At 52.9% G+C, this 25,082-nt stretch carries 21 protein-coding genes; 13 read left to right on the forward strand and 8 right to left on the reverse strand.

Going from position 1 to position 25,082, the window contains the following annotated elements; translation table 11 throughout:
* Positions 1-250: 250 nt before the first annotated feature.
* Positions 251-2,527, reverse strand: coding sequence for an ATP-dependent Clp protease ATP-binding subunit ClpA (clpA, locus tag OGY06_RS14635; protein WP_003036804.1), 2,277 nt, complete (start codon positions 2,525-2,527; stop codon positions 251-253).
* A 30-nt stretch (positions 2,528-2,557) separates the two neighbouring features.
* Positions 2,558-2,878: an ATP-dependent Clp protease adapter ClpS gene (gene clpS / locus OGY06_RS14640; protein WP_003036810.1), complete on the reverse strand. Its 321-nt coding sequence runs from the start codon at positions 2,876-2,878 to the stop codon at positions 2,558-2,560.
* Positions 2,879-3,201: 323 nt separating this feature from the next.
* Here clpS and cspD point away from each other — a divergent pair, with 323 nt between their 5' ends.
* Positions 3,202-3,426: a cold shock-like protein CspD gene (cspD, locus tag OGY06_RS14645; RefSeq protein WP_003036813.1), complete on the forward strand. Its 225-nt coding sequence runs from the start codon at positions 3,202-3,204 to the stop codon at positions 3,424-3,426.
* Between the two features lie 74 nt (positions 3,427-3,500).
* Here cspD and macB read toward each other — a convergent pair whose 3' ends face one another.
* Both macB and macA read right to left on the reverse strand, forming a co-directional pair.
* A complete protein-coding gene (macB, locus tag OGY06_RS14650) occupies positions 3,501-5,447 on the reverse strand; it encodes a macrolide ABC transporter ATP-binding protein/permease MacB (protein ID WP_048215946.1) in 1,947 nt (648 codons plus the stop codon).
* The gene (macA, locus tag OGY06_RS14655; protein ID WP_003834288.1) at positions 5,444-6,559 is read right to left on the reverse strand and encodes a macrolide transporter subunit MacA; all 1,116 of its coding nucleotides are present in this window, start codon (positions 6,557-6,559) and stop codon (positions 5,444-5,446) included. The genes macB and macA overlap by 4 nt, the downstream gene beginning before the upstream one ends.
* Before the next feature lie 159 nt (positions 6,560-6,718).
* On the opposite strand from macA, the gene OGY06_RS14660 reads away from it, so the two are divergent.
* Positions 6,719-7,669 carry a VirK/YbjX family protein gene (locus OGY06_RS14660; protein ID WP_003834290.1) on the forward strand — a complete coding sequence of 317 codons (951 nt, stop codon included), beginning with the start codon at positions 6,719-6,721 and terminating at the stop codon, positions 7,667-7,669.
* Here OGY06_RS14660 and OGY06_RS14665 read toward each other — a convergent pair.
* On the reverse strand, positions 7,666-9,324 hold the full coding sequence (locus tag OGY06_RS14665) for an ATP-dependent endonuclease (RefSeq protein WP_003834292.1): 1,659 nt from the start codon (positions 9,322-9,324) through the stop codon (positions 7,666-7,668). The two genes, OGY06_RS14660 and OGY06_RS14665, sit on opposite strands and share 4 nt — an antisense overlap.
* Before the next feature lie 372 nt (positions 9,325-9,696).
* Here OGY06_RS14665 and aqpZ point away from each other — a divergent pair, with 372 nt between their 5' ends.
* From aqpZ to OGY06_RS14690, 5 genes are all read left to right on the forward strand, one after another.
* Complete coding sequence (gene aqpZ, locus OGY06_RS14670; protein WP_003834293.1) at positions 9,697-10,392, forward strand: aquaporin Z; 696 nt, start codon at positions 9,697-9,699, stop codon at positions 10,390-10,392.
* Positions 10,393-10,660: 268 nt separating this feature from the next.
* Positions 10,661-11,560: a LysO family transporter gene (locus OGY06_RS14675; RefSeq protein WP_016150624.1), complete on the forward strand. Its 900-nt coding sequence runs from the start codon at positions 10,661-10,663 to the stop codon at positions 11,558-11,560.
* Positions 11,561-11,715: 155 nt separating this feature from the next.
* Positions 11,716-13,368, forward strand: a complete 1,653-nt coding sequence (gene hcp / locus OGY06_RS14680; protein ID WP_008785224.1) for a hydroxylamine reductase — start codon at positions 11,716-11,718, stop codon at positions 13,366-13,368.
* Positions 13,369-13,378: 10 nt separating this feature from the next.
* The gene (gene hcr, locus OGY06_RS14685) at positions 13,379-14,347 is read left to right on the forward strand and encodes an NADH oxidoreductase (protein ID WP_003834299.1); all 969 of its coding nucleotides are present in this window, start codon (positions 13,379-13,381) and stop codon (positions 14,345-14,347) included.
* A gap of 178 nt (positions 14,348-14,525) precedes the next feature.
* Positions 14,526-16,142, forward strand: coding sequence for an FAD-NAD(P)-binding protein (locus OGY06_RS14690; RefSeq protein ID WP_286605590.1), 1,617 nt, complete (start codon positions 14,526-14,528; stop codon positions 16,140-16,142).
* Between the two features lie 69 nt (positions 16,143-16,211).
* Here the strand turns inward: OGY06_RS14690 and OGY06_RS14695 are convergent, their stop codons facing one another.
* Complete coding sequence (locus OGY06_RS14695; protein ID WP_218667307.1) at positions 16,212-16,646, reverse strand: DoxX family protein; 435 nt, start codon at positions 16,644-16,646, stop codon at positions 16,212-16,214.
* Positions 16,647-16,798: 152 nt separating this feature from the next.
* Between OGY06_RS14695 and poxB the strand changes: the two genes are divergently transcribed.
* From poxB to OGY06_RS14715, 4 genes are all read left to right on the forward strand, one after another.
* Positions 16,799-18,517 carry a ubiquinone-dependent pyruvate dehydrogenase gene (gene poxB, locus OGY06_RS14700; protein ID WP_003834304.1) on the forward strand — a complete coding sequence of 573 codons (1,719 nt, stop codon included), beginning with the start codon at positions 16,799-16,801 and terminating at the stop codon, positions 18,515-18,517.
* Between the two features lie 155 nt (positions 18,518-18,672).
* The gene (gene ltaE, locus OGY06_RS14705; protein ID WP_126317706.1) at positions 18,673-19,674 is read left to right on the forward strand and encodes a low-specificity L-threonine aldolase; all 1,002 of its coding nucleotides are present in this window, start codon (positions 18,673-18,675) and stop codon (positions 19,672-19,674) included.
* A 10-nt stretch (positions 19,675-19,684) separates the two neighbouring features.
* Positions 19,685-21,115: an SDR family oxidoreductase gene (locus tag OGY06_RS14710; RefSeq protein WP_003834310.1), complete on the forward strand. Its 1,431-nt coding sequence runs from the start codon at positions 19,685-19,687 to the stop codon at positions 21,113-21,115.
* A 97-nt stretch (positions 21,116-21,212) separates the two neighbouring features.
* Positions 21,213-22,226 carry a 3-beta-hydroxysteroid dehydrogenase gene (locus tag OGY06_RS14715; RefSeq protein WP_063940500.1) on the forward strand — a complete coding sequence of 338 codons (1,014 nt, stop codon included), beginning with the start codon at positions 21,213-21,215 and terminating at the stop codon, positions 22,224-22,226.
* Between the two features lie 100 nt (positions 22,227-22,326).
* Here the strand turns inward: OGY06_RS14715 and OGY06_RS14720 are convergent, their stop codons facing one another.
* Both OGY06_RS14720 and OGY06_RS14725 read right to left on the reverse strand, forming a co-directional pair.
* Complete coding sequence (locus OGY06_RS14720) at positions 22,327-23,157, reverse strand: N-acetylmuramoyl-L-alanine amidase (RefSeq protein ID WP_003834315.1); 831 nt, start codon at positions 23,155-23,157, stop codon at positions 22,327-22,329.
* Positions 23,154-23,477 (reverse strand): heavy metal-binding domain-containing protein, encoded by a 324-nt coding sequence (locus OGY06_RS14725; RefSeq protein WP_001160725.1) that lies wholly within the window; start codon positions 23,475-23,477, stop codon positions 23,154-23,156. Before OGY06_RS14725 ends, OGY06_RS14720 begins: the two co-directional genes overlap by 4 nt.
* 126 nt (positions 23,478-23,603) lie before the next feature.
* On the opposite strand from OGY06_RS14725, the gene OGY06_RS14730 reads away from it, so the two are divergent.
* Both OGY06_RS14730 and artP read left to right on the forward strand, forming a co-directional pair.
* Positions 23,604-24,119, forward strand: a complete 516-nt coding sequence (locus tag OGY06_RS14730) for a lipoprotein (protein ID WP_003834409.1) — start codon at positions 23,604-23,606, stop codon at positions 24,117-24,119.
* 225 nt (positions 24,120-24,344) lie between these two features.
* Positions 24,345-25,073 carry an arginine ABC transporter ATP-binding protein ArtP gene (gene artP / locus OGY06_RS14735; RefSeq protein WP_003027295.1) on the forward strand — a complete coding sequence of 243 codons (729 nt, stop codon included), beginning with the start codon at positions 24,345-24,347 and terminating at the stop codon, positions 25,071-25,073.
* Positions 25,074-25,082: the final 9 nt, after the last annotated feature.

Raw genomic sequence — 25,082 nt, forward strand, 5'->3', positions numbered from 1 at the left:
CAGCGTTCGGAAGATTCTTAGAAATCGATCACATACCGTTTCGTTCATTAAGGGTATTATCCCCTCCGCTGAAAAACATAACCCATAAATGCTAGCTGTACCAGGAACCACCTCCTTAGCCTGCGTAATCTCCCTTACGCAGGCTTATTTTTTGCCTGCCGTTTAAACTCCCTGAATATCCCAATTCAAATCACTTTTATCAGGCGAAAAAAAACCGGGCATTACGCCCGGCTGATTAGGTGATTAAAGATTAATGTGCAGCTTCTGGCTTGTGCTTTTGCGCACTCTGGAAACCATAAGTCAGCTCATTTTTCTCTTTATCCAGCGCAACGGTCACCTGGCCACCATCCACCAGCGAACCGAACAGCAGTTCGTTAGCCAATGGTTTTTTCAGGTTATCCTGGACAACACGCGTCATTGGACGTGCGCCCATTGCGCGGTCGTAGCCTTTCTCTGCCAGCCAGTCACGTGCTTCCTGGCTCACTTCCAGAGAGACACCTTTCTGATCCAGCTGAACCTGAAGCTCGACGATAAACTTATCAACAACCTGATGAATCACCTCGGTAGAGAGATGATCAAACCAGATAATGTTGTCGAGGCGGTTACGGAATTCCGGCGTAAACACTTTTTTGATTTCGCCCATTGCATCAGTACTATTGTCCTGATGAATCAACCCAATCGATTTACGCTCAGTTTCACGCACACCGGCGTTGGTGGTCATGACCAGCACCACATTGCGGAAATCCGCTTTACGCCCGTTATTGTCGGTCAGCGTGCCGTTATCCATCACCTGCAACAGCAGGTTAAAGACATCCGGGTGTGCTTTTTCGATTTCATCCAGCAGCAGTACCGCATGCGGATGCTTAATAACAGCATCGGTCAGCAAACCGCCCTGGTCGAAACCGACATACCCCGGAGGCGCACCAATCAGGCGGCTGACGGTGTGGCGTTCCATATATTCGGACATATCAAAACGCAGCAGTTCAATGCCGAGTGCTTTGGACAACTGCACCGTGACTTCGGTCTTACCGACGCCAGTTGGTCCGGCAAACAGGAACGAACCGACCGGTTTATGCTCGTGTCCCAGACCGGCACGGCTCATTTTGATCGCTTCAGTCAGCGCCTCAATGGCTTTATCTTGTCCGAATACCAGCATTTTCAGACGGTTGCCCAGGTTTTTCAGCGTGTCGCGATCGCTCTGCGAAACGCTCTTCTCCGGGATCCGCGCAATGCGGGCCACAACGGACTCGATATCCGCCACGTTGACGGTTTTCTTGCGCTTGCTGACCGGCATCAGACGCGCACGCGCGCCCGCCTCATCAATCACGTCAATCGCTTTATCCGGCAGATGACGATCGTTAATGTATTTCACCGCCAGTTCGACCGCTGCACGCACCGCTTTGGCGGTATAGCGGACGTCATGGTGCGCTTCGTATTTCGGCTTCAGACCGTTGATGATCTGCACGGTCTCTTCTACCGATGGCTCAGTGACATCGATTTTCTGGAAACGGCGCGCTAAGGCACGATCCTTTTCAAAGATATTGCTGAATTCCTGATAGGTTGTGGACCCTATCACACGAATCTTCCCGCTGGAGAGCAGCGGCTTGATCAGGTTAGCCGCATCCACCTGGCCGCCCGATGCCGCACCCGCACCGATAATGGTGTGGATCTCATCGATAAACAGAATGCTGTTAGTATCCTGTTCCAGCTGTTTCAACAGCGCCTTAAAGCGTTTTTCAAAATCACCGCGATATTTGGTGCCTGCCAGCAGCGAGCCGATATCCAGGGAGTAAAGAGTACAATCAGCCATAATTTCAGGCACATCACCCTGGACGATACGCCAGGCGAGACCTTCGGCAATGGCGGTTTTACCGACACCAGACTCTCCCACCAGCAGCGGGTTGTTTTTTCTGCGACGGCACAGTACCTGAATGGCGCGCTCCAGCTCTTTGTCCCGGCCAATGAGCGGATCAATTCCGCCCACTCGGGCAAGCTGGTTAAGGTTAGTCGTGAAGTTTTCCATACGGTCCTCCCCGCCAGCTTGCTCTTCATTATTTGGCTGATTCCCAGAGTCAGAAGACTGGCTGGGTTCGTCTTTGCGCGTGCCATGAGAAATAAAATTCACCACATCAAGACGACTTACTTCATGCTTACGCAGCAGATAAGCCGCCTGAGATTCCTGCTCGCTGAAGATAGCGACCAGCACATTTGCGCCGGTAACTTCATTGCGCCCGGAGGACTGAACATGAAAGACCGCGCGTTGCAGTACACGCTGAAAACTCAACGTTGGCTGCGTGTCGCGCTCTTCCTCACTGGCAGGCAATACAGGTGTGGTCTGTTCAATGAAGGCTTCGAGTTCCTGACGGAGCGCCACCAGATCCACAGAACACGCTTCCAGCGCTTCGCGGGCCGATGGATTACTGAGCAACGCCAGTAACAAGTGCTCGACGGTCATAAACTCATGTCGGTGCTCGCGCGCTCTGGCGAAAGCCATGTTTAAACTGAGTTCCAGTTCTTGATTGAGCATAGGCACCTCCCCCAATGTTTATGCCTGCATTCAGGCTTTTTCCAGCGTACACAGCAACGGATGCTCGTTCTCCCTCGCATATTTGTTCACCATCGCTACTTTGGTTTCAGCCACTTCGGCAGTGAACACACCGCAGATAGCTTTACCTTGATAGTGAACTGCAAGCATCAGTTGCGTTGCACGTTCTACATCATAAGAAAAGAATTTTTGTAACACGTCAATAACAAACTCCATCGGAGTGTAATCATCATTGACTAATATCACTTTATACATAGATGGCGGTTTTAGCGCGTCGCGCAATTTGTCTTCCGCCAGCAGATCGAAATCCAGCCAGTCGTTCGTCTTACCCATTGTCAGTCGTCATCTTCAGTTACGGTTTCCGGCAGAAAATCTTGCCGCTGACAAGCAGCCTATGCGCACAATCAATCTACCTCAAGTATTAGATAACTATCATCTATTAGTGCCATCCGCGACATCTGTCACATAACCGACAATAGCGTTAACTGCTTCAAATTTTGATGCATTTTTACCCTATTCCGTCTGTATGGCGCTTGACGCCCCGCCTGATTTCTCTAAATTGTAGTTTCGAGAGTTGGCGAGGTTTTGAACAGCCCCCACTCCGCCACCGGTTCATTCCATCTTACTTATATAAGATTTACGAAGGATGTCGAAGTATGGAAACGGGTACTGTTAAGTGGTTCAATAACGCCAAAGGGTTTGGTTTCATTTGCCCCGAAGGCGGCGGCGAAGATATTTTCGCCCATTACTCCACCATTCAGATGGATGGTTACAGAACGCTAAAAGCCGGACAGTCTGTCCAGTTTGATGTCCACCAGGGGCCAAAAGGCAATCATGCCAGTGTCATCGTGCCTGTCATTGAAGCAGAAGCTGTCGCATAGCTCTTCTGTCTCATTGTGTACATCCCGCAGTCAAAATGCCAGCCCTTGCGGCTGGCATTTTTATCTCTGTGGCATTATTCCCGCGCCAGAGCATCTACCGGATCCAGACGAGCCGCATTCCGCGCCGGTAGCCAGCCAAACAACACCCCGGTTGCAGTCGAACACAGGAAAGCCGTCAACAGCGCGACGGGTGAAAATCCAATTTCCCAGCCCGGCAGAAATAGCTGTAGCGTAAAGGCGATCAGCATCGACAGGCTAATGCCCAACGCGCCGCCAACCAGACACACCAACACTGCTTCAATTAAGAACTGTTGCAGCACGTCACTGGCGCGAGCGCCAACCGCCATACGAATGCCAATCTCACGCGTTCGTTCGGTTACCGAAACCAGCATAATATTCATCACGCCAATCCCACCGACCACCAGCGAAATCACCGCCACCAGCGTCAGGAAGAGTTGTAATGTACGTGTGGTCTTTTCGGCGGTTTTCAAGATACCGTCCATATTCCAGGTGAAGAAATCCTTCTTACCGTGGCGCAACGTCAACAGTCGGGTCAGTTGCTGTTCGGCCTGGGCACTGTCAAAACCATCCTTCACCCGCACGGTGATCGAGTTCAGCCACGACTGTCCCATTATGCGCCCGGACATAGTGCTGTAAGGCAGCCAGACACGCAGGATCTTGCTACTGCCAAACATCGACTGTTTCTCTTCTGCAACACCAATCACCGTGGCAGGCATATTCCCCACCAGCACGACCTCGCCAACAACTTTCGCTTTGTTGGGGAACAACTGACGACGGGTATTGCTGTCGAGCACCACCACCTGAGCACGCCCCGCCAGTTGCTCGGCGTTAAAGGTGGTCCCTTCGCTAAATGTCATGCCGTAGACGTTGAAATAGTCGCCGCTAACGCCATTAGCACTGGCAGCAACATCGATGTTGCCATAGCGTAACCGCAGGTTCTTCGACACTGCAGGCGTTACTGAACTGACCCAGGGCTGCTTCTGTAGCGCCGTCAAATCGTCATACTTCAACGCCTGTTGATATTGCGGATCGTCGTCGCCGAAATCTTTGCCTGGATAGATATCAATGGTGTTAGTACCAATAGCGCGAATATCTGCCAGTACCAGCTGTTTAGCCGCATCGCCTACCACCACAATCGACACCACCGAAGCAATACCGATGATGATCCCAAGCATGGTCAGAAGCGTTCGCATTTTATTCGCGGCCATTGCCAGCCAGGCCATGGTAAGCGCTTCACGAAAACCGCTGACAAATTGGCTCCAGCCGGATGCCGTTTTCACCGTTGGCTCCGCGATATCGCGTCCGCCAGAGGGTTTCTGTGGCGGTGGATTGCGCACAATCTCGCCGTCACGAATTTCAATGACCCGTTCGGCCTGCGCGGCGACCTGGCTGTCGTGAGTAACGATAATTACCGTATGCCCGCGATCGCGCAGCTGATGCAAAATCGCCATCACCTCTTCGCCGGAATGGCTATCCAGTGCACCGGTGGGTTCGTCGGCAAGAATAACCTGCCCCCCGTTCATCAGCGCACGCGCGATACTGACCCGCTGCTGCTGACCACCGGAAAGCTGGGAAGGTTGATAGTCAACCCGGTCACCCAACCCCAGCCGCTGGAGTAATTCCTGCGCACGCGCCAGGCGCTGCTTACGTTCAGTGCCAGCGTAGACCGCGGGTACCTCAACGTTTTGTGCGGCGGTTAAATGCGACAGCAGGTGATAGCGCTGGAAGATAAAACCAAAATGCTCACGACGGAGTTGCGCTAGCGCATCGCTATCCAGCGTAGAGACATCGCGTCCGGCAACGCGATACGTACCGCTGGTTGGCTTATCCAGACAGCCGAGAATGTTCATCAGCGTCGATTTACCCGAACCCGACGCCCCGACAATCGCCACCATTTCCCCGGCCTGAATGCTCAAGGATACGTCCTTCAACACCTCAACCTGGCCTTCACCTGACGGATAGCTGCGGCGGATATGGCTCAGCTCAAGCAATGCTGTCATTTTGCAGCTCCAGCGTTGCCCTCACCGGTAATGACTTCATCCCCCTCTTCCAGCCCTTTCACGATCTCCACATCGGTGTCATTACGCGCGCCGATAACCACTTCACGTTCGCGGGTTTCGCCGTTACGCAGCAGCCTGACGTTATAACGATTATTGCCAATAGGATCGCCCAGCGCCGACAGCGGGATGGTCAGGACATTTTTGACATCCGTGAGCTGGATATGGACCTGCGCGGTCATATCCAGACGCAGGATCCCTTTCGGGTTTGGAACTTCGAAGCGGGCATAGTAGAAAATCGCATCATTCACTTTCTCTGGCGTCGGAAGAACATCTTTGAGTTTACCTTCATAGCGTGTTTGCGGATCGCCCAGCACGGTAAACCAGGCCCTTTGCCCTGGATGCAGGTGAATTACATCAGCCTCAGAAACCTGCGCTTTTACCAGCATGGTGCTCATATCCGCCAGCGTCAGAATATTAGGGGCCTGCTGGGCGGCAATAACGGTTTGCCCTTGCAGCGTAGTAATTTGCGTTACTTCGCCAGCCATTGGCGCAACGATGCGGGTGTAATCAAGGTTGGTTTTTGCCGTATCGAGTGAGGCCTGATTACGTTTAATTTGCGCGTCAATTGTGCCAATTTGCGCCTGTTTGACCGCCATTTCGGTGGCCGCCGTGTCGAGATCCTGCTGTGAAACAGCCTGGGTTTTCGCCAGCTGTTGTTGGCGGGAAAGAGTAACCCGCGCCAGCTTCCACTCAGCTTCGGCTTGTAAACGCTGGGCGCGCAATTCCATCAGCGTTGCTTCAACCTCTTTGATTTGGTTTTGCGCCTGTTCAGGATCGATAACGCCGAGCAACTGATCCTTTTTTACTTTATCGCCAATCGCAACCGACAGCGTTTTTAACTGCCCGCTGACCTGCGCCCCGACGTCAACTTTACGCAGCGCATCCAGCTTACCGGTAGCCAACACGCTTTGCTGCAGATCGCCAGGACGAACAATTAATGTTTGATACTGAGGTAAAGGCGCATTAAGCGTTCGCCAAAGTGCAATTACCGCCACAATAAGGATGATGGCGAACAGAAAATAGCGTTTTTTGATTTTTCCCTTGAGCTTCATAAATGTCCCAATTCCCCCAATACGTCCACCAGAGTGGAGTGCTAAACATCAACGTTAAATAAATCGCCGTTGAAAAGCGCAAGAATAACAGAGTTATTGATGAATGGTTAAGATCCGCTGTGCTGAAATTAGTACAAGGGTATCAATCGGATTTATATTATGAGCCAGCTAACTGAAAGCACTTTTCATTCTTCAAAACCAGTTACAAGTTTTAGCCTCTTTTGTAGCCTGATGACCGGACATTGGCGCCCCGGACAATTTTGGCATCAGCGTAGCTTTCGTCGTAAGTTTTTGTTGCGCTCAGCGCTTATGCCGCGATTAACGCGTGAATGGATGACCGAGTTGGCGCAATGGCCTGACCTTGATAGCATACTTGCACGCCAGCCACGATTGCCGGTTCGTTTGCATCGCGCCTATCTCGCGAAAAATCTTGACCACAAAACGAAACTGGATGCCGTGCGTTATCATTACAATGCTATCCGTAGCTTTTTTTCAGCCACTGAATTTAAGAATTATTTAAGTGAAGATGGATTACAACTAGCACAAATTGAGGGAAAAAATAGCGAAGTATTTAGCGTAATAATGACTTCATTCATCATACTGGATAAAGAAGGTGAAAGCACCATTCTGGTACGCAATTGCACTGGCGAGACTTTAGCGGAAATGACGTTTACGCTGTGCAATTATGAAGGGAGCAGTACACTGTTTATTGGCGGGTTACAGGGAGGCAGCCGATTACTGCCACATGAAGAAATTCAAAAAGCGACCAAATCATGCCATGGGATTTTCCCAAAACGTATTGTGATGGAAGCCATTTGCTGTTTTGCGGAACAATTAAATATCGAACAAATTCTGGCTGTAAGCAATGAACAGCATATTTTTCGCAGCCCGCGCTACGACGATAAAAACAAGGTAATCCTTTCCGACTACAACACTTTTTGGGAGTCGGTTGGCGGTGAGTGCGACAGCAACGGGTACTATCATATTCCGCGCACGCTGGCGCGAAAAAGCGAGGCGGATATTGCGAGCAAAAAACGCGCAGAATACCGCCGCCGCTATCAGCTACTGGACAGCATCCATTCGCAGCTGTCGTCGATGTTTCGCCACTAATCCGCTCTGCCGCGTGCCAGCCACAGCACGCGGGAAAACATTTTTCGCAGCAGCGTTGGCACCGCATCAACGCCCCGCCGCCCGGCTTCCATCGCCACCTCGATCGCCAGATCCGGTTTTGACGACCGATGAATCGCCTTGGAGATTATTTTGCGCATATTCATAGGCACGTTCTCCGGAATTTGCGCCACCCGGTGAAAGACGTCAGCAAACCCCTGGCGATACATAAAGTGTTCCATATCCAGCGCGGGGAGCATGGTCAAATGCTCGCGCTCTTCCTCTCTGTCGTCATTCAATAAGCTACGTACCGTGGCGGCGTACTTTTTCCCGGCTTCATCTCCATCGACCAGCACATGCCACTCTATTCCCATCCGGCGGGCGAATTTAACCAGCGGCTTAAGACCGGACTGGGCAAATTCAATGACTTTAATCCCTTCCGCATCAAAGTGGTGTCCGCACTGGCGGGCCAGTTCGTTAATCACCCAGGTTTCCGTTTCACCTTCTACCAGCAGCCAGCAGCGGGCAAACAACGATGACGCACGATTAAAACGAATATGAAATGCGATTCGCCGACCATCTTCTGCACTGATCCCACCCGGCCCCAGCCGCCAGGCAGCGACGCGGGATGATTCACGTACCAGACGAACAACATGTTCAACAGGCGTAAGGGACAGCAGCTCACCGGAGTTGGTGGTCGCCACTCGCTGCAGAGGCAGTAAATTCAACAAGTGCCAGGCCACCGACAGCATGATGGGATGTAAACGCGTTTCTGGATCTTCCACCAGCAATAAAGGTCGGGCGTCTTTATCCAGCCTTAGCGTGCCTTTGGCCTGCAACAAGGTCGAAAACAGGCCCAACAGAATAACCCGGTGCGTACGTCCGCCGGGTTTATCAATCATGCGGTTAATAATGTCCAGATAGCGCCAGCTCCGTTGTTCGTTATTGGAGCGACGGCGCATCAGACGGTAGCGGGACTGGCCAGCCCCCTGCTCGGAAAAATAGTGCTCCAACAGCTGTACCATGGCCGATAAACCCTGACGGATCTGCCCGTCTGTCAGGTTTTGCGGCCGGGTAGCCAGCTCACGCGCCAGAAAATCCAGTTGGCGGGCAGTGACTTCGACATCCGCCGAATCTGGCACCGTACCGTTGCGGATCCGTCGCATAAATCGCGCGTCACGCAGACGCAGTACTGGCATCAGGCGCACGAGGTGTCGCGCCTGATCGTTAATGTCATCGAGAGGTAATGGATGGCCGTCGCCGTCAAGAAAACTGCGCAAGGTCAGAACGCTACCGTCATCCGCACACTCGCCTTCCAGGCGATAAAAAATGCGGTGATAGCCATCCTGGCACGGCGTCCAGCTGGCTTCCAGAGGACGATAGCGACGCACCCGGTGACGACCTGGTTGGGATTCACGAAACGTCAGGATAATGTGCAGGTGGTGTTCCCGGCCCTGTATATCACCCGGCGGGAACCAGAAATCCTCGCGGACAAAATGATACAGGTCTGACTCCGGCGACAGCAGCAGAGTCAAGGCATCCAGCAGACTGGATTTACCCCACGCGTTCTCCCCAATCAGCACGTTGCTCTGCTCCAGCATCAACGACAGACGGTTAATACCACGAAATCCAACAATCTCAACGCGTTCGAGAATCATATAGCCTCCGGAAATGCTAACTTTTTCCTTCAAGTTATCAGGAGTATAACGGCAAGCGGGCGCTCAGGACACCCGGTATGATCAGGAGGTTAGTAGCAGAAATTGAAAAATATAAGAATATTCTTCTTATGTTTTCCTCGGAATATTATTTCTGAACTCAATCATCACCTTTTCCTAATTGAACTATGCTTCATTCATCCAATATTCATAAAGGAATAACAACATATTGCCTTAAATCAAATTTTTTCATCAATTTAACTGGCGAAGGGATGATGTTTTTTTCTAAAATACCCGCTCTTTCATCATCGTCCCTTTTTAGCGATGAATTACCGGGCAAGGAACTCGAACCCGGAACTTTTAATTGAGGTGGTTATGTTCAGGAAATTAGCAGCTGAATTCTTCGGTACGTTTTGGCTCGTCTTTGGCGGGTGCGGTAGCGCAATACTGGCCGCAGCATTCCCGGAGTTGGGTATTGGATTTGCCGGTGTGGCCCTGGCGTTTGGTCTGACGGTACTGACCATGGCTTTCGCCGTAGGACATATTTCCGGTGGACACTTTAACCCAGCGGTAACCTTCGGTTTATGGGCTGGCGGTCGCTTCCCGGCAAAAGACGTTATTGGTTACGTTATTGCTCAGGTTGTGGGCGGTATTGTTGCAGCTGCGGCACTGTATCTTATTGCCAGCGGTAAAGCAGGTTTTGATGCAACGGCCAGTGGTTTTGCTTCGAACGGCTTTGGTGAACATTCACCAGGCGGTTATTCCATGCTTTCTGCCGTCGTCATTGAAATTATTCTGACCGCAGGTTTCTTATTAGTGATCCACGGCGCGACCGATAAACATGCTCCGGCAGGTTTTGCACCTATCGCAATTGGTCTGGCGTTAACACTGATTCACTTGATCAGTATTCCGGTCACCAACACTTCTGTAAACCCGGCACGTAGTACCGCAGTCGCCATCTTCCAGGGCGGTTGGGCACTGCAACAATTGTGGTTCTTCTGGGTTATGCCGATCATCGGTGGGGTACTCGGCGGTCTTATTTACCGCACTCTGCTGGAAAAACGCGATTAATCGCTAACAAAAAGACCTGACTATTGTCAGGTCTTTTTTCTCCACGCTATATTTCCTTTTATTTGCAACTTTACTCCCCTCTTTGCATTGAGTAGTGTGTATACCCGTTATACTTCAAGTTGCAGATGTGTTGACTGCGCTCGCTCCCCCCAGTCACGTACTTATGTACGCTCCCGGGGATTCACTCCCTTGCCGCCTTCCTGCAACTTGAATTATTTAGGTTATAGTGACGCATTTCGTCTTACTTCTCAGCAAGGATCTGATTTTCATGTTTTCAGGGCTGTTAATCATTCTGGTTCCCCTTATTGTGGGCTACCTTATTCCGCTCCGGCACAGGACTGCATTACAACTTATCAATCGCCTGTTAAGCTGGATCGTCTACCTTATTCTCTTTTTTATGGGTATTAGCCTGGCGTTTCTGGATAATCTCGCCAGCAACCTGTTAGCCATTCTTCATTATTCTGCGGTCAGCGTGACAGTCATTATACTATGTAATATTGCGGCGCTGTTCTGGCTGGAGCGTTCGCTGCCCTGGAGACACAACCACAAGCAAGAAAAGCTCCCTTCGCGAATTGCAATGGCGCTTGAGTCGCTTCAGCTTTGCGGCGTCGTCGTCATCGGTTTCCTGCTCGGCCTCACTGGGCTTCCCATTCTGCAACATGCCACCGAAGCCAGCGAATATACGTTAATCTTTTTACTGTTCCTGGTGGGGATTCAACTGCGCAACAGCGGTATGACCTTAAAACAAATTGTGCTGAACCGTCGGGGGATGATCGTGGCCGTCGTCGTCGTCGCCAGTTCGATGCTGGCGGGGGTTATCAATGCCTTGATCCTCGGTCTACCGCTGAAAACCGCGCTGGCGATGGCATCAGGTTTTGGCTGGTATTCCCTGTCCGGTATTCTGTTAACCGAATCATTCGGGCCCGTAATTGGTAGTGCCGCCTTCTTTAACGACCTGGCCCGTGAGCTGATCGCCATTATGTTGATTCCAGGAATGGTGGGCCGCAGCCGCTCTACCGCGCTGGGATTATGCGGCGCAACATCAATGGATTTCACCCTGCCCGTTTTACAACGCAGCGGCGGTCTGGAAATGGTCCCGGCAGCCATCGTCCACGGCTTTATTCTGAGTCTGTTAGTGCCTCTGCTGATGGCGTTTTTCTCCGCCTGACGCCGGGACAAATACCTCTCTGGCGGTAGTCAGCTACCGCCAAAATTGCGCTAAATCAATCTCCCTGCAAGTAGTAGCAGAAATCCCTTTTATCCCTTCGCGCACAGGCATAATCTTAAACATGTATATTAAATATAACTTTAAAAGGTGTGACCATGTTTTGTGTGCAATGTGAACAAACCATCCGTACTCCGGCAGGAAACGGCTGCTCTTACGCGCAGGGTATGTGCGGTAAAACGGCTGAAACCTCCGATTTGCAGGATCTGCTGATTGCTTCCCTACAAGGTCTGTCTGCATGGGCTGTTAAAGCACGTGAATACGGCATCATCGACCATGAGGTTGATAACTTTGCGCCGCGTGCGTTCTTCTCCACGCTGACGAACGTTAACTTCGATTCCCCGCGTATTGTTGGCTATGCCCGTGAAGCTATCGCCATGCGCGACGCCCTGAAAGCGCAATGCCTGAACATCGACGCGAACGCAGCGGTCACCAACCCGATGGCCGATCTGCAACTGGTCAGCGACGATCTGGGTGACCTGCAACGTCAGGCCGCTGAATTTACTCCGAACAAAGACAAAGCAGCCATCGGCGAGAACATTCTCGGCCTGCGTCTGCTGTGTCTGTACGGCCTGAAAGGTGCGGCAGCTTACATGGAGCACGCACACGTTCTCGGTCAGTACGACAACGAAATCTACGCTCAGTACCACAAAATCATGGCATGGCTGGGTACCTGGCCTGCCGATATGAACGCTCTGCTGGAGTGTTCAATGGAAATCGGCCAGATGAACTTCAAAGTGATGAGCATTCTGGACGCCGGTGAAACCACCAAATACGGTCACCCAACCCCGACTCAGGTCAACGTAAAAGCGACCGAAGGTAAGTGCATCCTGATCTCCGGTCACGACCTGAAAGATCTGTACAACCTGCTGGAGCAGACCGAAGGTACTGGTGTTAACGTTTATACCCACGGTGAAATGCTGCCGGCGCACGGTTACCCGGAACTGCGTAAGTTCAAGCACCTGATCGGTAACTACGGCAGCGGTTGGCAGAACCAGCAGGTAGAGTTTGCCCGCTTCCCAGGTCCGATCGTCATGACCTCTAACTGCATCATCGACCCGACCGTTGGCGCGTACGACGACCGTATCTGGACCCGTAGCATCGTCGGTTGGCCGGGTGTGAGCCACCTCGAAGGCGACAACTTCGGTCCGGTTATCGCTCAGGCACAGCAGATGGCTGGCTTCCCGTACAGCGAAATCCCGCACCTGATCACCGTAGGTTTCGGTCGTCAGACCCTGCTGGGCGCTGCTGATACCCTGATCGACCTGGTGAGCCGCGAAAAACTGCGTCACATATTCCTGGTTGGCGGTTGTGACGGTGCACGCGGTGAACGTAACTACTTCACCGACTTCGCCACCAGCGTGCCGGATGACTGCCTGATCCTGACCCTTGCTTGCGGTAAATACCGTTTCAACAAACTGGAGTTCGGCGATATCGAAGGTCTGCCGCGTCTGGTGGATGCTGGTCAGTGTAACGATGCTTACTCTGCCATCATCCTGGCGGTAACCCTGGCTGAGAAACTGGGCTGTGGCGTGAACGATCTGCCGCTGTCTCTGGTGCTCTCCTGGTTCGAACAGAAAGCGATTGTTATTCTGCTGACCCTGCTGTCTCTGGGCGTGAAAAACATCGTCACTGGCCCGACTGCACCTGGTTTCTTCACACCGGATCTGCTGGCAGTTCTCAACGAGAAATTTGGTCTGCGTTCCGTGACCACCGTTGAAGAAGACATGAAGCAACTGCTGAGCGCGTAAGGAGTAAAGAATGACAATGCCAACTCATCAGTGCCCATGGCGGATGCAGGTTCACCACATCCATCAGGAAACGCCGGATGTATGGACAATTTCGTTGCTGTGCCACGATTATTATCCTTACCGCGCCGGGCAGTATGCACTGGTCAGCGTACGTAATTCAGCGGATACGCTGCGTGCTTACACCATTTCTTCAACGCCGGGCGTTAGCGAGTACATCACGTTGACCATCCGCCGGATTGACGATGGCGCAGGTTCACAGTGGCTAACCCGCGACGTGAAGCGCGGCGACTATATCTGGCTGTCGGATGCAATGGGTGAGTTCACCTGTGAAGATAAAGCGGAAGACAAGTTCCTGATGCTGGCCGCCGGCTGTGGTGTCACGCCAATCATGTCAATGCGTCGCTGGTTGGCAAAGTACCGCCCACAAGCGGATGTACAGGTAATCTTTAACGTTCGCTCGCCGCAAGATGTCATTTTTGCCGACGAGTGGCGCGAATATCCGGTGACATTAGTTGCTGAAAACAATGCCACAGAAGGTTTTGTTTCCGGCCGACTGACGACTGAACTGCTGAAAAGCGTACCGGATCTGACCTCGCGTACCGTGATGACCTGTGGCCCGGCACCGTATATGGATCTGGTCGAGAAAGAAGTCAAAGCGCTGGGCGTGACGCGCTTCTTTAAAGAGCAGTTCTTCACACCTGTTGCCGAAGCCGCCACCAGCGGTCTGAAGTTTACCAAGCTACAGCCGGCGAAAGAGTTCTACGCGCCGGTGGGCAGTACGCTGCTGGATGCGCTGGAAAGCAACAAGGTTCCGGTTGTCGCCGCATGCCGTGCAGGCGTTTGCGGCTGCTGCAAAACCAAAGTGGTTGACGGTAACTACACGGTCAGCAGCACCATGACGCTGACCGACGCAGAAATCGCTGAAGGTTATGTGCTGGCTTGTTCCTGTCATCCGCAGGGTGATTTAGTGCTGGCGTAATTGGCCGGTATCTGATGTGCAAAAGGCTGCCTGGCTGTACCGGGTGGCCTTTTTTATGCTGTCAGGCGTTGCAAAATTCTGATGTTTTCACGCTCCCCGCAAATTATCGACCACACTTACCCTGCGCAGATTAAACATAATCCCCGACTAGCACGTCGAACTTTCTACAAGGATCCCCATGAAAAAAGTGGCTATTGTCGGCGTCGGTCCCACCGGGATTTATACGTTTCATGCCCTGGTTGAGCGCGGTGAACCGCTGGAAATAGAGCTTTACGAGCAAGCTGAAGAGGCGGGCGTTGGCATGCCTTACAATAGCGACAACAACGCAGACCACATGCTGGCAAATATAGCCAGCATTGAGATCCCGCCGATCTATATCAGTTATCTGACGTGGCTTCAGAATCAAAGTGATGACTATCTGGCCCAGTTTCAGATTGAACGCGCGTCTTTGCATGAGCGGCAATTTTTGCCCCGCGTGCTCCTCGGCGACTATTATCGCGATCGTTTCTTAGCCATTGTCGAGAAAGCGCAACAAGCCGGTTTCACGATTCGCGTACATGAAGCAAGCGAAGTCACCGACCTGCGAGCAGACCCGAATGGGGTTTCTTTGTGGATCAACCACGCTTCACAGCCCGTTGAGGTGGATTTCGCCGCTATCGCCACTGGTCATCTGTGGCCTGAAACGGATGCTCAGGCACGCAAATTTTTCCCCAGTCCGTGGACCGGTCTGATGGACGCGCAGATTGGTGCTTGCCGGGTAGGGATTCTGGGCACCTCGTTAAGTGCTATCGACGCCGCGATGGCTGTGGCCAGTCAGCATGGCACCTTCACTACCAATACCGACCATTCACTGCAATTCACACCTAAATCCGACAGTCAAAACCTGAAACTGACCCTGATGTCGCGCAGCGGGGTACTGCCTGAAGCTGATTTTTACTGCCCCCTTCCGTATGAATCGCTGAATATCGCGACGCCAGAAGCGATTGAAGATGCCATTGCCCATGGCCAAAACGGATTACTGGACCGCATCTTTCAGCTTATGGCGCAACAACTGCAAGACGCAGCGCCAGGCTGGTGCCAACAGGTGGCGCTTGCGACGCTTAACGCCGACACGTTCCCCGAAGTCTATTTCGCCGACAGGCTCAGACATGACCCTTTTGACTGGGCGAGACGTAACCTGGTAGAAGTTGAGCGCAACAAGCAAAAACAACATACCGTCGCCTGGCGCTATACCTTGCTGCGCCTGCACGAGGTTATCGAGGAGATAGTCCCTCATCTTGATACCCGCGACGAAAAACGTTTCAGGTGCGGACTGGCGCGGGTATTTATTGATAACTATGCGGCAATCCCGTCAGAGTCAGTTCGCCGAATGCTGGCGCTGCACGAAGCCGGGCTGATTGAGATCCTCGCGCTTGGCACAGATTATGAGCGTATGAAAGAACAGGAAATGACGGTAATTTCCCACCACGGTCAGCGCAGCGAATTTGATGTGTTTATTGATGCCCGAGGACAACGGGCATTGCAGAGCAAAGATATCCCGTTCCCAACGCTACGCGATCAACTGCTGGCCTGTGGCGATGAGATCCCGGATGTCGGCGAAGATTACACGCTGCAAGCGCCGGAAAACGCCCGCAATCGCATCGCTTTTGGCGGGCTGCCGTGGTTGATGCACGATCGTCCGTTTATTCAGGGATTAGTGGTCAGCGCTGAAATAGGCGCCGCGATGGCAAGGGCATTGACGCAGCGAGCGCTGAGACGTCGGCACAAACTATGGAACAGTGACGACATAGATTAGCGACAGATTGAACGACGAGGCGGAGCAATGCTACGCTTTCCCGCCTCGGTATAGTCTCTCAGATGGTAACTATCGCCAGGCAGAATTTCCGGCAACGGAGTAACGCCCCGCCCCCAAAAACGCCACGGCCAGCGCGCCGATGAAGAAATAAACCAGACTTTCAATCGCCCATGCACCGGTTTTATCCAGTGTCCAGGTTTCGCCCATCCCGACCATCAGCCATGCCACAACCATCGTAAACGCCAGCCCCAACGCCGCCGGACGCGTCAGGATGCCAAGAATAATCAGGCACGGTGCCACGACCTCTCCCAACAGAACGCCATACGCAATAAAGCCAGGGAAACCTTTCGCGATCAACATACCGCTGATGCCATCAATACCCGCAAAGAGTTTATGCAGCCCATGAAACAGCATCAGCCCACCGACGGTAAAGCGTAACAATAACTTGCCAAAATCTTCGTGAGTCAGCACTCGGTTAACTGAATTTAATAGTTTTATAACCATTTGAATTTATTCCTTGTTTCACCATGTCCAAAACAAACTACGCTTAATACAGGTTAAATGAAACCTGCCGGAAATAAGGGGGAAATGAGAAGCATAACTATTATCTTCATCTAAACTTGTAACCGGTATCACATTAGAGGAGAAGGAAAACCATGAAACAAACGGTTGCCGCTTTTATTGCTAAAACACTCGAACAGGCTGGCGTAAAACGCATTTGGGGTGTAACGGGTGACTCGCTAAATGGTCTGAGTGACAGTCTGAATCGTATGGGAACAATTGACTGGATGCCAACCCGTCATGAAGAGGTTGCAGCCTTCGCTGCGGGCGCTGAAGCGCAGTTGACGGGCGAACTGGCCGTCTGCGCAGGCTCGTGCGGGCCAGGCAACCTGCACCTGATCAACGGGCTGTTTGATTGTCACCGTAACCACGTCCCGGTGCTGGCAATCGCCGCGCATATTCCCTCCAGTGAAATAGGCAGCGGTTATTTTCAGGAGACCCACCCGCAAGAGTTGTTCCGCGAATGTAGCCACTATTGCGAGCTGGTTTCCAGCCCAGAACAGATCCCACAGGTGCTGGCAATTGCCATGCGTAAGGCGGTGCTCAACCGTGGCGTCTCCGTGGTGGTTTTACCCGGTGACGTGGCGCTAAAACCTGCGCCTGAAAGCGCCACCACGCACTGGTATCATGCGCCGCTCCCGATGGTGACTCCACAAGAAGAAGAGCTGAGAAAACTGGCGCAACTGCTGCGCTACTCCAGCAATATCGCCCTGATGTGCGGCAGCGGCTGTGCCGGTGCACATAAAGAACTGGTTGAATTTGCGGCTAAAATCAAAGCGCCGATTGTTCACGCCCTGCGTGGTAAAGAGCATGTTGAGTACGATAACCCCTATGACGTGGGTATGACCGGGCTGATTGGCTTTTCATCCGGCTTCCATACCATGATGAATGCCGACACACTTATCCTGCTTGGCACCCAGTTCCCCTATCGCCCGTTCTACCCCACCGATGCCAAAATTATTCAGATTGATATCAATCCGGCGAGCATTGGCGCGCACAGTAAAGTTGATATGGCGCTGGTTGGCGATATTAAATCCACTCTCCGTGCCCTACTGCCGCTGGTGGAGGAAAAAACCGAGCGGCAGTTCCTGGACAAAGCGCTGGAGCACTATCGCGAGGCGCGCAAAGGGCTGGATGATTTAGCCAAACCCAGCGATAAAGCCATTCACCCGCAGTATCTGGCGCAGCAGATCAGCCACTTTGCCGCTGACGATGCCATCTTTACCTGCGACGTTGGCACGCCAACGGTGTGGGCAGCACGCTATCTGAAAATGAACGGCAAACGTCGCCTGCTCGGATCGTTTAACCACGGGTCGATGGCGAATGCCATGCCGCAGGCACTCGGCGCACAAGCCACAGAACCAGGACGCCAGGTTGTGGCAATGTGCGGTGACGGCGGCTTTAGCATGCTGATGGGAGACTTTCTGTCGGTTGTCCAGATGAAGCTGCCGGTGAAGATTATTGTCTTCAACAACAGCGTGCTGGGATTTGTCGCAATGGAGATGAAAGCGGGCGGTTATCTGACCGACGGCACCGAACTGCACGACACCAACTTCGCGCGGATTGCCGAAGCCTGCGGCATTACAGGCATTCGCGTGGAAAAATCCTCAGAGGTTGATGAAGCGCTACAAAGGGCGATGTCGATTGACGGCCCGGTGCTGGTCGATGTAGTCGTGGCGAAAGAAGAGCTGGCGATCCCGCCGCAGATCAAACTCGAACAGGCCAAAGGTTTTAGCCTGTATATGCTGCGCGCAATCATCAGTGGACGCGGTGATGAAGTGATCGAACTGGCGAAAACGAACTGGCTCAGGTAAAACATCCTTATTAAATCACACACAAAATCATTCATGATGCATCAAGGCGGCTAGCCCGAAAATCCCCAGTCACATAGGTATACTATGTGACTGGGGTTTAAGGGTGCGGCCAACGCCGAGACAGCTTGAAGGATGAAGTGTAATAAGGAGACACCATGATTGATTTACGCAGTGATACCGTCACTCGGCCGAGTCGCGCCATGCTGGAAGAGATGATGGCAGCCCCGGTCGGGGATGACGTGTATGGAGACGACCCTACCGTTAACGCCCTCCAGCAATACGCCGCAGAGCTTTCTGGTAAAGAAGCCGCTATTTTCCTACCCACCGGCACTCAGGCAAACCTGGTGGCGCTGCTCAGCCATTGTCAGCGTGGCGAAGAGTACATTGCCGGTCAGGGCGCGCATAACTATCTCTACGAAGCAGGTGGCGCAGCGGTGCTCGGTAGCATTCAACCGCAGCCTATCGACGCCGCACCGGATGGCTCCCTGCCGCTGGACAAAGTGGCTGCAAAAATCAAAGTGGACGATATCCATTTTGCCCGCACCCGCTTGCTCAGCCTGGAAAATACCCACAACGGCAAAGTGCTGCCGCGCGCGTATCTGAAAGACGCCTGGGAATTCACCCGTGAGCGTAATCTTGCCCTGCACGTCGACGGCGCACGTATTTTTAACGCCATCGTCGCCTACGGCTGTGAACTTAAAGATGTCACGCAATACTGTGATTCGTTCACCATTTGCCTCTCCAAAGGCCTCGGCACCCCCGTTGGTTCACTGCTGGTCGGCAGCCACGAGTACATCAAACGCGCTATTCGCTGGCGCAAAATGACCGGCGGCGGAATGCGTCAGGCCGGTATTCTGGCAGCAGCCGGACTGTATGCGCTGAAAAATAACGTGGCGCGTTTGCAGGAAGACCATGACAACGCCGCCTGGATGGCGGAGCAGCTGCGCGAAGCAGGGGCGGACGTCATGCGCCACGACACAAATATGCTGTTTGTTCGCGTTGGCGAAGAGCACGCTGCCGCGCTGGGCGAATATATGAAAGCGCAAGGCGTGCTGATTAACGCCTCCCCAATTGTGCGCCTGGTGATGCACCTGGACGTATCGCGTGAACAACTTGCTGAAGTCGTCGCCCACTGGCGCGCTTTTTTAACCCAATAAGGAGATGGGCGTGCCGCAACGGATTTTGGTTCTTGGCGCCAGTGGCTACATTGGTCAGCATTTGGTACAGGCGCTCAGTCAGCAAGGGCATCAGGTGTTGGCTGCGGCACGTCGCATTGAACGGTTGGAAAAGCAGCAACTGCCCAATGTCAGTTGCCACAAGGTCGATTTGAATTGGCCAGAAAACCTCACCCCGCTGCTGACGGGTGTTGATACGGTTTATTATCTGGTTCATGGTATGGGCGAAGGCGGTGATTTTATCGCCCACGAACGTCAGGTGGCGATGAACGTGCGCGATGCGCTGCGTAATACGCCAGTTAAACAGCTTATTTTCCTGAGCTCATTGCAGGCTCCCCGGCATGAACAATCCGATCATCTGCGTGCGCGACAGATAACCGCAGACACCCTGCGCGAGTCAGGCGTGCCAATGACGGAATTGCGCGCGGGCATTATCGTGGGAGCGGGTTCCGCTGCCTTTGAAGTCATGCGCGATATGGTTTACAACCTGCCGGTTCTCACCCCTCCACGCTGGGTACGCTCGCGTACCACACCTATCGCGCTGGAGAATTTAATGTACTACCTGGTGGCGTTGCTGGATCATCCCACACAGCATCACCGCGTCCTCGAAGCCGCCGGGCCGCAGGTGTTGAGCTATCAGGAACAGTTCGAGCATTTTATGGCGGTCAGCGGTAAACATCGCCTGCTCATCCCCATCCCCTTCCCTACCCGCTGGATTTCGGTCTGGTTTTTGAACGTCATTACGTCAGTGCCGCCGACCACGGCCAAAGCGCTGATCCAGGGCTTAAAACACGACCTGCTGGCTGATGACACCGAATTACGTGCGCTGATCCCACAAAAACTGATTGCCTTTGATGACGCGGTGCGCAGCACTTTGAAGGAAGAAGAGAAGCTGGTCAACTCCAGCGACTGGGGTTACGACGCACAGGCGTTTGCCCGCTGGCGTCCAGAATATGGCTATTTCGCCAAACAAGCTGGCTTTAGCGTTGAAACCTCTGCCAGCACAAAAGCACTGTGGCAGGTTGTGAATCGACTCGGCGGCAAAGAAGGCTATTTCTTTGGCAATATTCTATGGAAGACGCGCGCGGCGTTGGACCTGCTGGTCGGCCATAAGCTGGCAAAAGGTCGTCCCAAACACCCACTATTGCAAGTTGGCGATACCGTTGATAGCTGGAAAGTCATCATCGTTGAGCCGGAGAAACAGCTGACGCTGCTGTTTGGGATGAAAGCGCCGGGACTGGGTCGCCTGAGCTTCACACTGGAAGATAAAGGTGACCACCGACGCATTGATGTACGCGCGTGGTGGCATCCGCACGGTATGCCTGGCCTCTTCTACTGGCTGTTGATGATCCCCGCCCACCTGTTCATTTTCAGGGGGATGGCGAAGCGTATAGCCAAACTTGCAGAACAAATCACAGACTAATGATAAAAAGAGCCTGTATTCTTTCATGTTTCCCATTGCATACAGGCGTAATTCACGGAAGAATGCGCACGACGTTTTTTAAACACAGTGGATTGATATGAAGGTACTGGTTACCGGAGCCACCAGCGGCTTGGGCCGAAACGCGGTTGAGTTTTTATGCAGCAAAGGCGTCAGCGTCAGAGCCACCGGTCGCAACGAAGCGATGGGCAAGCTGCTGGAGAAAATGGGCGCAGAATTTGTGCATGCGGATTTGACCGAGCTGGTTTCTTCGCAGGCAAAAGTGATGCTTGCCGGCATTGACACGCTGTGGCACTGCTCCAGTTTCACCTCTCCATGGGGAACTCAGGAAGCTTTTGATCTGGCCAACGTTCGTGCTACCCGCCGTCTGGGCGAGTGGGCCGTAGCCTGGGGCGTACGTAACTTTATTCATATCTCCTCTCCGTCGCTGTATTTTGATTATCACCATCATCGCGATATCAAAGAAGACTTCCGTCCCCATCGCTTCGCCAATGAATTCGCCCGCAGCAAAGCGGCTGGAGAAGAGGTGATTGCGCTGCTCGCCCAGGCCAATCCGCAGACTCGCTTTACTGTCTTGCGCCCGCAAAGCTTGTTCGGACCTCACGATAAAGTCTTTATTCCCCGCCTCGCCCATATGATGTACCACTACGGCAGTATCCTGTTGCCGCACGGCGGGAGTGCGCTGGTGGATATGACCTATTACGAGAACGCAGTTCACGCGATGTGGCTGGCGAGTCAGGAAGCCTGCGATATGCTGCCGTCGGGTCGTGCGTACAATATAACCAACGGTGAACATCGCACCCTGCGCAGTATTGTGCAGAAACTTATCGACGAGCTGAATATTGACTGCCGTATCCGCTCCGTGCCCTACCCGATGCTGGACATGATTGCCCGCAGCATGGAGCGCTTAGGCAATAAATCGGCGAAAGAGCCAAAGCTTACGCATTACGGCGTTTCGAAGCTAAATTTTGACTTTACGCTGGATACCAGCCGCGCTCAGGAAGAGTTAGGTTATCAGCCCGTTGTGACGCTGGATGAAGGGATTGAGCGTACCGCGGCCTGGCTGCGCGACCACGGTAAGCTGCCGCGTTAGGCTGATATCCATTGCAGGGTGGCGGCACAAGCGCCACAAATACCTGCCAAATTAACCGTAGGCCTGATAAGCGAAGCGCCATCAGGCATTGGTGTCTGCGTTAACCCTGCCCGTATTTCTCCAGTAATGCTTCGGCAATCGCCTGTGTTTCCGCGTCCGCCACGCCATTCCACAACGTCGGGCGGAAGTGCATCTGGAACGCCATAATCACCCGCTGCTGTTCACGCGGCGTCATCTCGGGTTTTACCTCATAGCCATAGCGTGACAGTAGATCGAGCAATGACGCGGTTTCTACCGGCGTATGGGGCGCTCGTCCGGCGAGATAAAATGCCACACGCTGAGCATCCGGCCATGCGCCAATGCCCTGAACGGCCAGTGCTTGCCACGGAAACAGCGGACCGGGATCGTCCTTACGCTGCGGCGCAATGTCTGCATGAGCCACCACGTTTTGCGGTTTTATGTCGTAGCGGGCGATGATATCTTTCGCCAATGGGACTAACGCCTGAATCTGCGCGGGCTCAAACGGCGCAAAATACTTGCTGCCCGCTGATTTTTGCCAGCCGCGGTTTTCCAGCTCAATGCCAATTGAGGTATCGTTAATACGCGTAGCGCCGCGCCAGAAGCTAATCCCCGCATGCCAGGCCAGATCTTTTTCCGGCACCAGTTGCCAGATACGCGGCTTACCATGGTAAAGCGGCGGCACTGCTGGGATCAAATAGTGCGAACTGACGTTTTTATCGGTCAGCGTAGCCAGAGAAGAGTCAAAATCATCGGCCGTGTAATGGATAACCAGCACTTTAATGCGCGGATAAGCAGCCTGTGCCTGTCGGCGGGTATCTAACTGATACCCGTCTTTGTCGACAATCCCTTTTTCGCCAGCACATCCCACCAGCAACAGCGTAAATGCCAGCAGACACAACAGACGTTTCATCGGCGAGTTTTCACCGCGGTACCGCTGACGCTCACCATCAGCATGCTACCGTCTTTGCCTACGGTTTCGTAATCGATATCGATACCGACCACCGCATCAGCACCCAGCGCTTTCGCCTGTTCGCCCAGCTCCTGAAAAGCAATTTCACGCGCTTTACGCAGCTCTTTTTCATACGCGCCGGAGCGACCACCGACAATATCGCGAATGCCGGCGAAGAAATCGCGGAAGATATTCGCGCCTAAAATGGCTTCACCGGTAACAACACCGCAGTATTCCACGATGCTCTGTCCTTCCAGCGTAGGGGTTGTCGAAAACTGCATGGTTAATCTCCTTTTTGCGCTAAGAGCACGATCTCAAAAGCATTATCGAACCGATCCACTATCATTGAAAGGATATATTCTATCAACGTAGAACACTAATCGTAGAAAGCTAATAAGGAAATCATTATGCGCTACTCGAAACTCTCTCTGCTGGTTCCCTGTGCACTTCTTCTCAGCGCCTGTACTACCGTGACGCCGGTCTATAAAGATAACGGCACACGTAGTGGTTCATGCATAGAAGGTGGGCCAGACAGCGTGGCTCAACAATTCTATGATTACCGTATTCAGCATCGAAACAATGACATTACCGCCCTTCGTCCGTACCTGAGCGACAATCTGGCTAAACTGCTGACCGACGCCAGCCGCGATAATGCACACCGCGACCTGTTTAACAGCGATCCGTTCTCCAGTCGCGCTACGTTACCAGACAGCGCCAGTGTCGCCAGCGCATCGACTATTCCGAATAGTGATGCACGCAACATTCCGCTGCGCGTAGAGCTGAAACAGGGTGACCAAAGCTGGCGTGATGAAGTGCTGATGATCCGTGAAGGTCAGTGCTGGGTCGTTGATGATGTACGCTATCTGGGCGGCAGCGTACACGCGCCAGCCGGGACGTTGCGCCAGTCTGTCGAAAACCGCTAACCGCCCCATTCACACGCTTAAATCATAACCCCCATAAATTGTCTGGCATTCTGCATAGAATGCCGACAATTATTCTTACCCACTGGTGACCTCGCTATTTTGTGCTATGTTTAGAGAAGAATGCGGTTTGCATTTAACTTTTAACGCATAAATATTGCATAACTATTCTGTCAAAGGTAGTATCTGCGGCTTCAATAGCTATCAGACTGCCAGTATCGAGTGTCAATGAGTATTCAATTAAACGGCATTAACTGCTTCTACGGCGCACATCAGGCGCTGTTCGATATCACGCTGGATTGCCCTCAGGGTGAAACACTGGTGTTACTTGGCCCAAGTGGAGCCGGGAAAAGCTCGCTGCTGCGCGTACTCAACCTGCTTGAGATGCCGCGCTCGGGCACGCTCTCTATTGCGGGCAACCGTTTCGACTTCACGAAGACCCCGTCAGATAAAGCCATTCGGGATCTGCGTCAGAACGTGGGCATGGTCTTTCAGCAATATAATCTCTGGCCGCATCTCACGGTGGTGCAGAACCTGATTGAAGCGCCCTGCCGCGTACTGGGTCTGACAAAAGAGCAAGCGATGGCGCGCGCCGAGAAACTGCTGGAACGTCTGCGCCTCAAGCCTTACAGCGATCGTTACCCATTACATCTTTCCGGTGGCCAGCAACAGCGTGTAGCCATTGCCCGCGCGTTGATGATGGAACCGCAGGTGCTGCTGTTTGATGAACCGACCGCCGCGCTTGACCCGGAAATTACCGCCCAAATCGTCAGCATCATTCGCGAACTGGCGGAAACCAATATTACTCAGGTGATCGTCACCCACGAAGTGGAAGTTGCACGTAAAACGGCCAGTCGTGTGGTGTATATGGAAAACGGTCACATCGTCGAGTTTGGGGATGCGAGCTGCTTTGCCAACCCGCAAACCGAAGCGTTTAAAAACTATCTTTCTCACTAAGATTCGGGA

Source organism: Citrobacter sp. Cpo147 (genome assembly GCF_030332405.1).
Classification (GTDB): Bacteria; Pseudomonadota; Gammaproteobacteria; order Enterobacterales; family Enterobacteriaceae; genus Citrobacter; species Citrobacter portucalensis.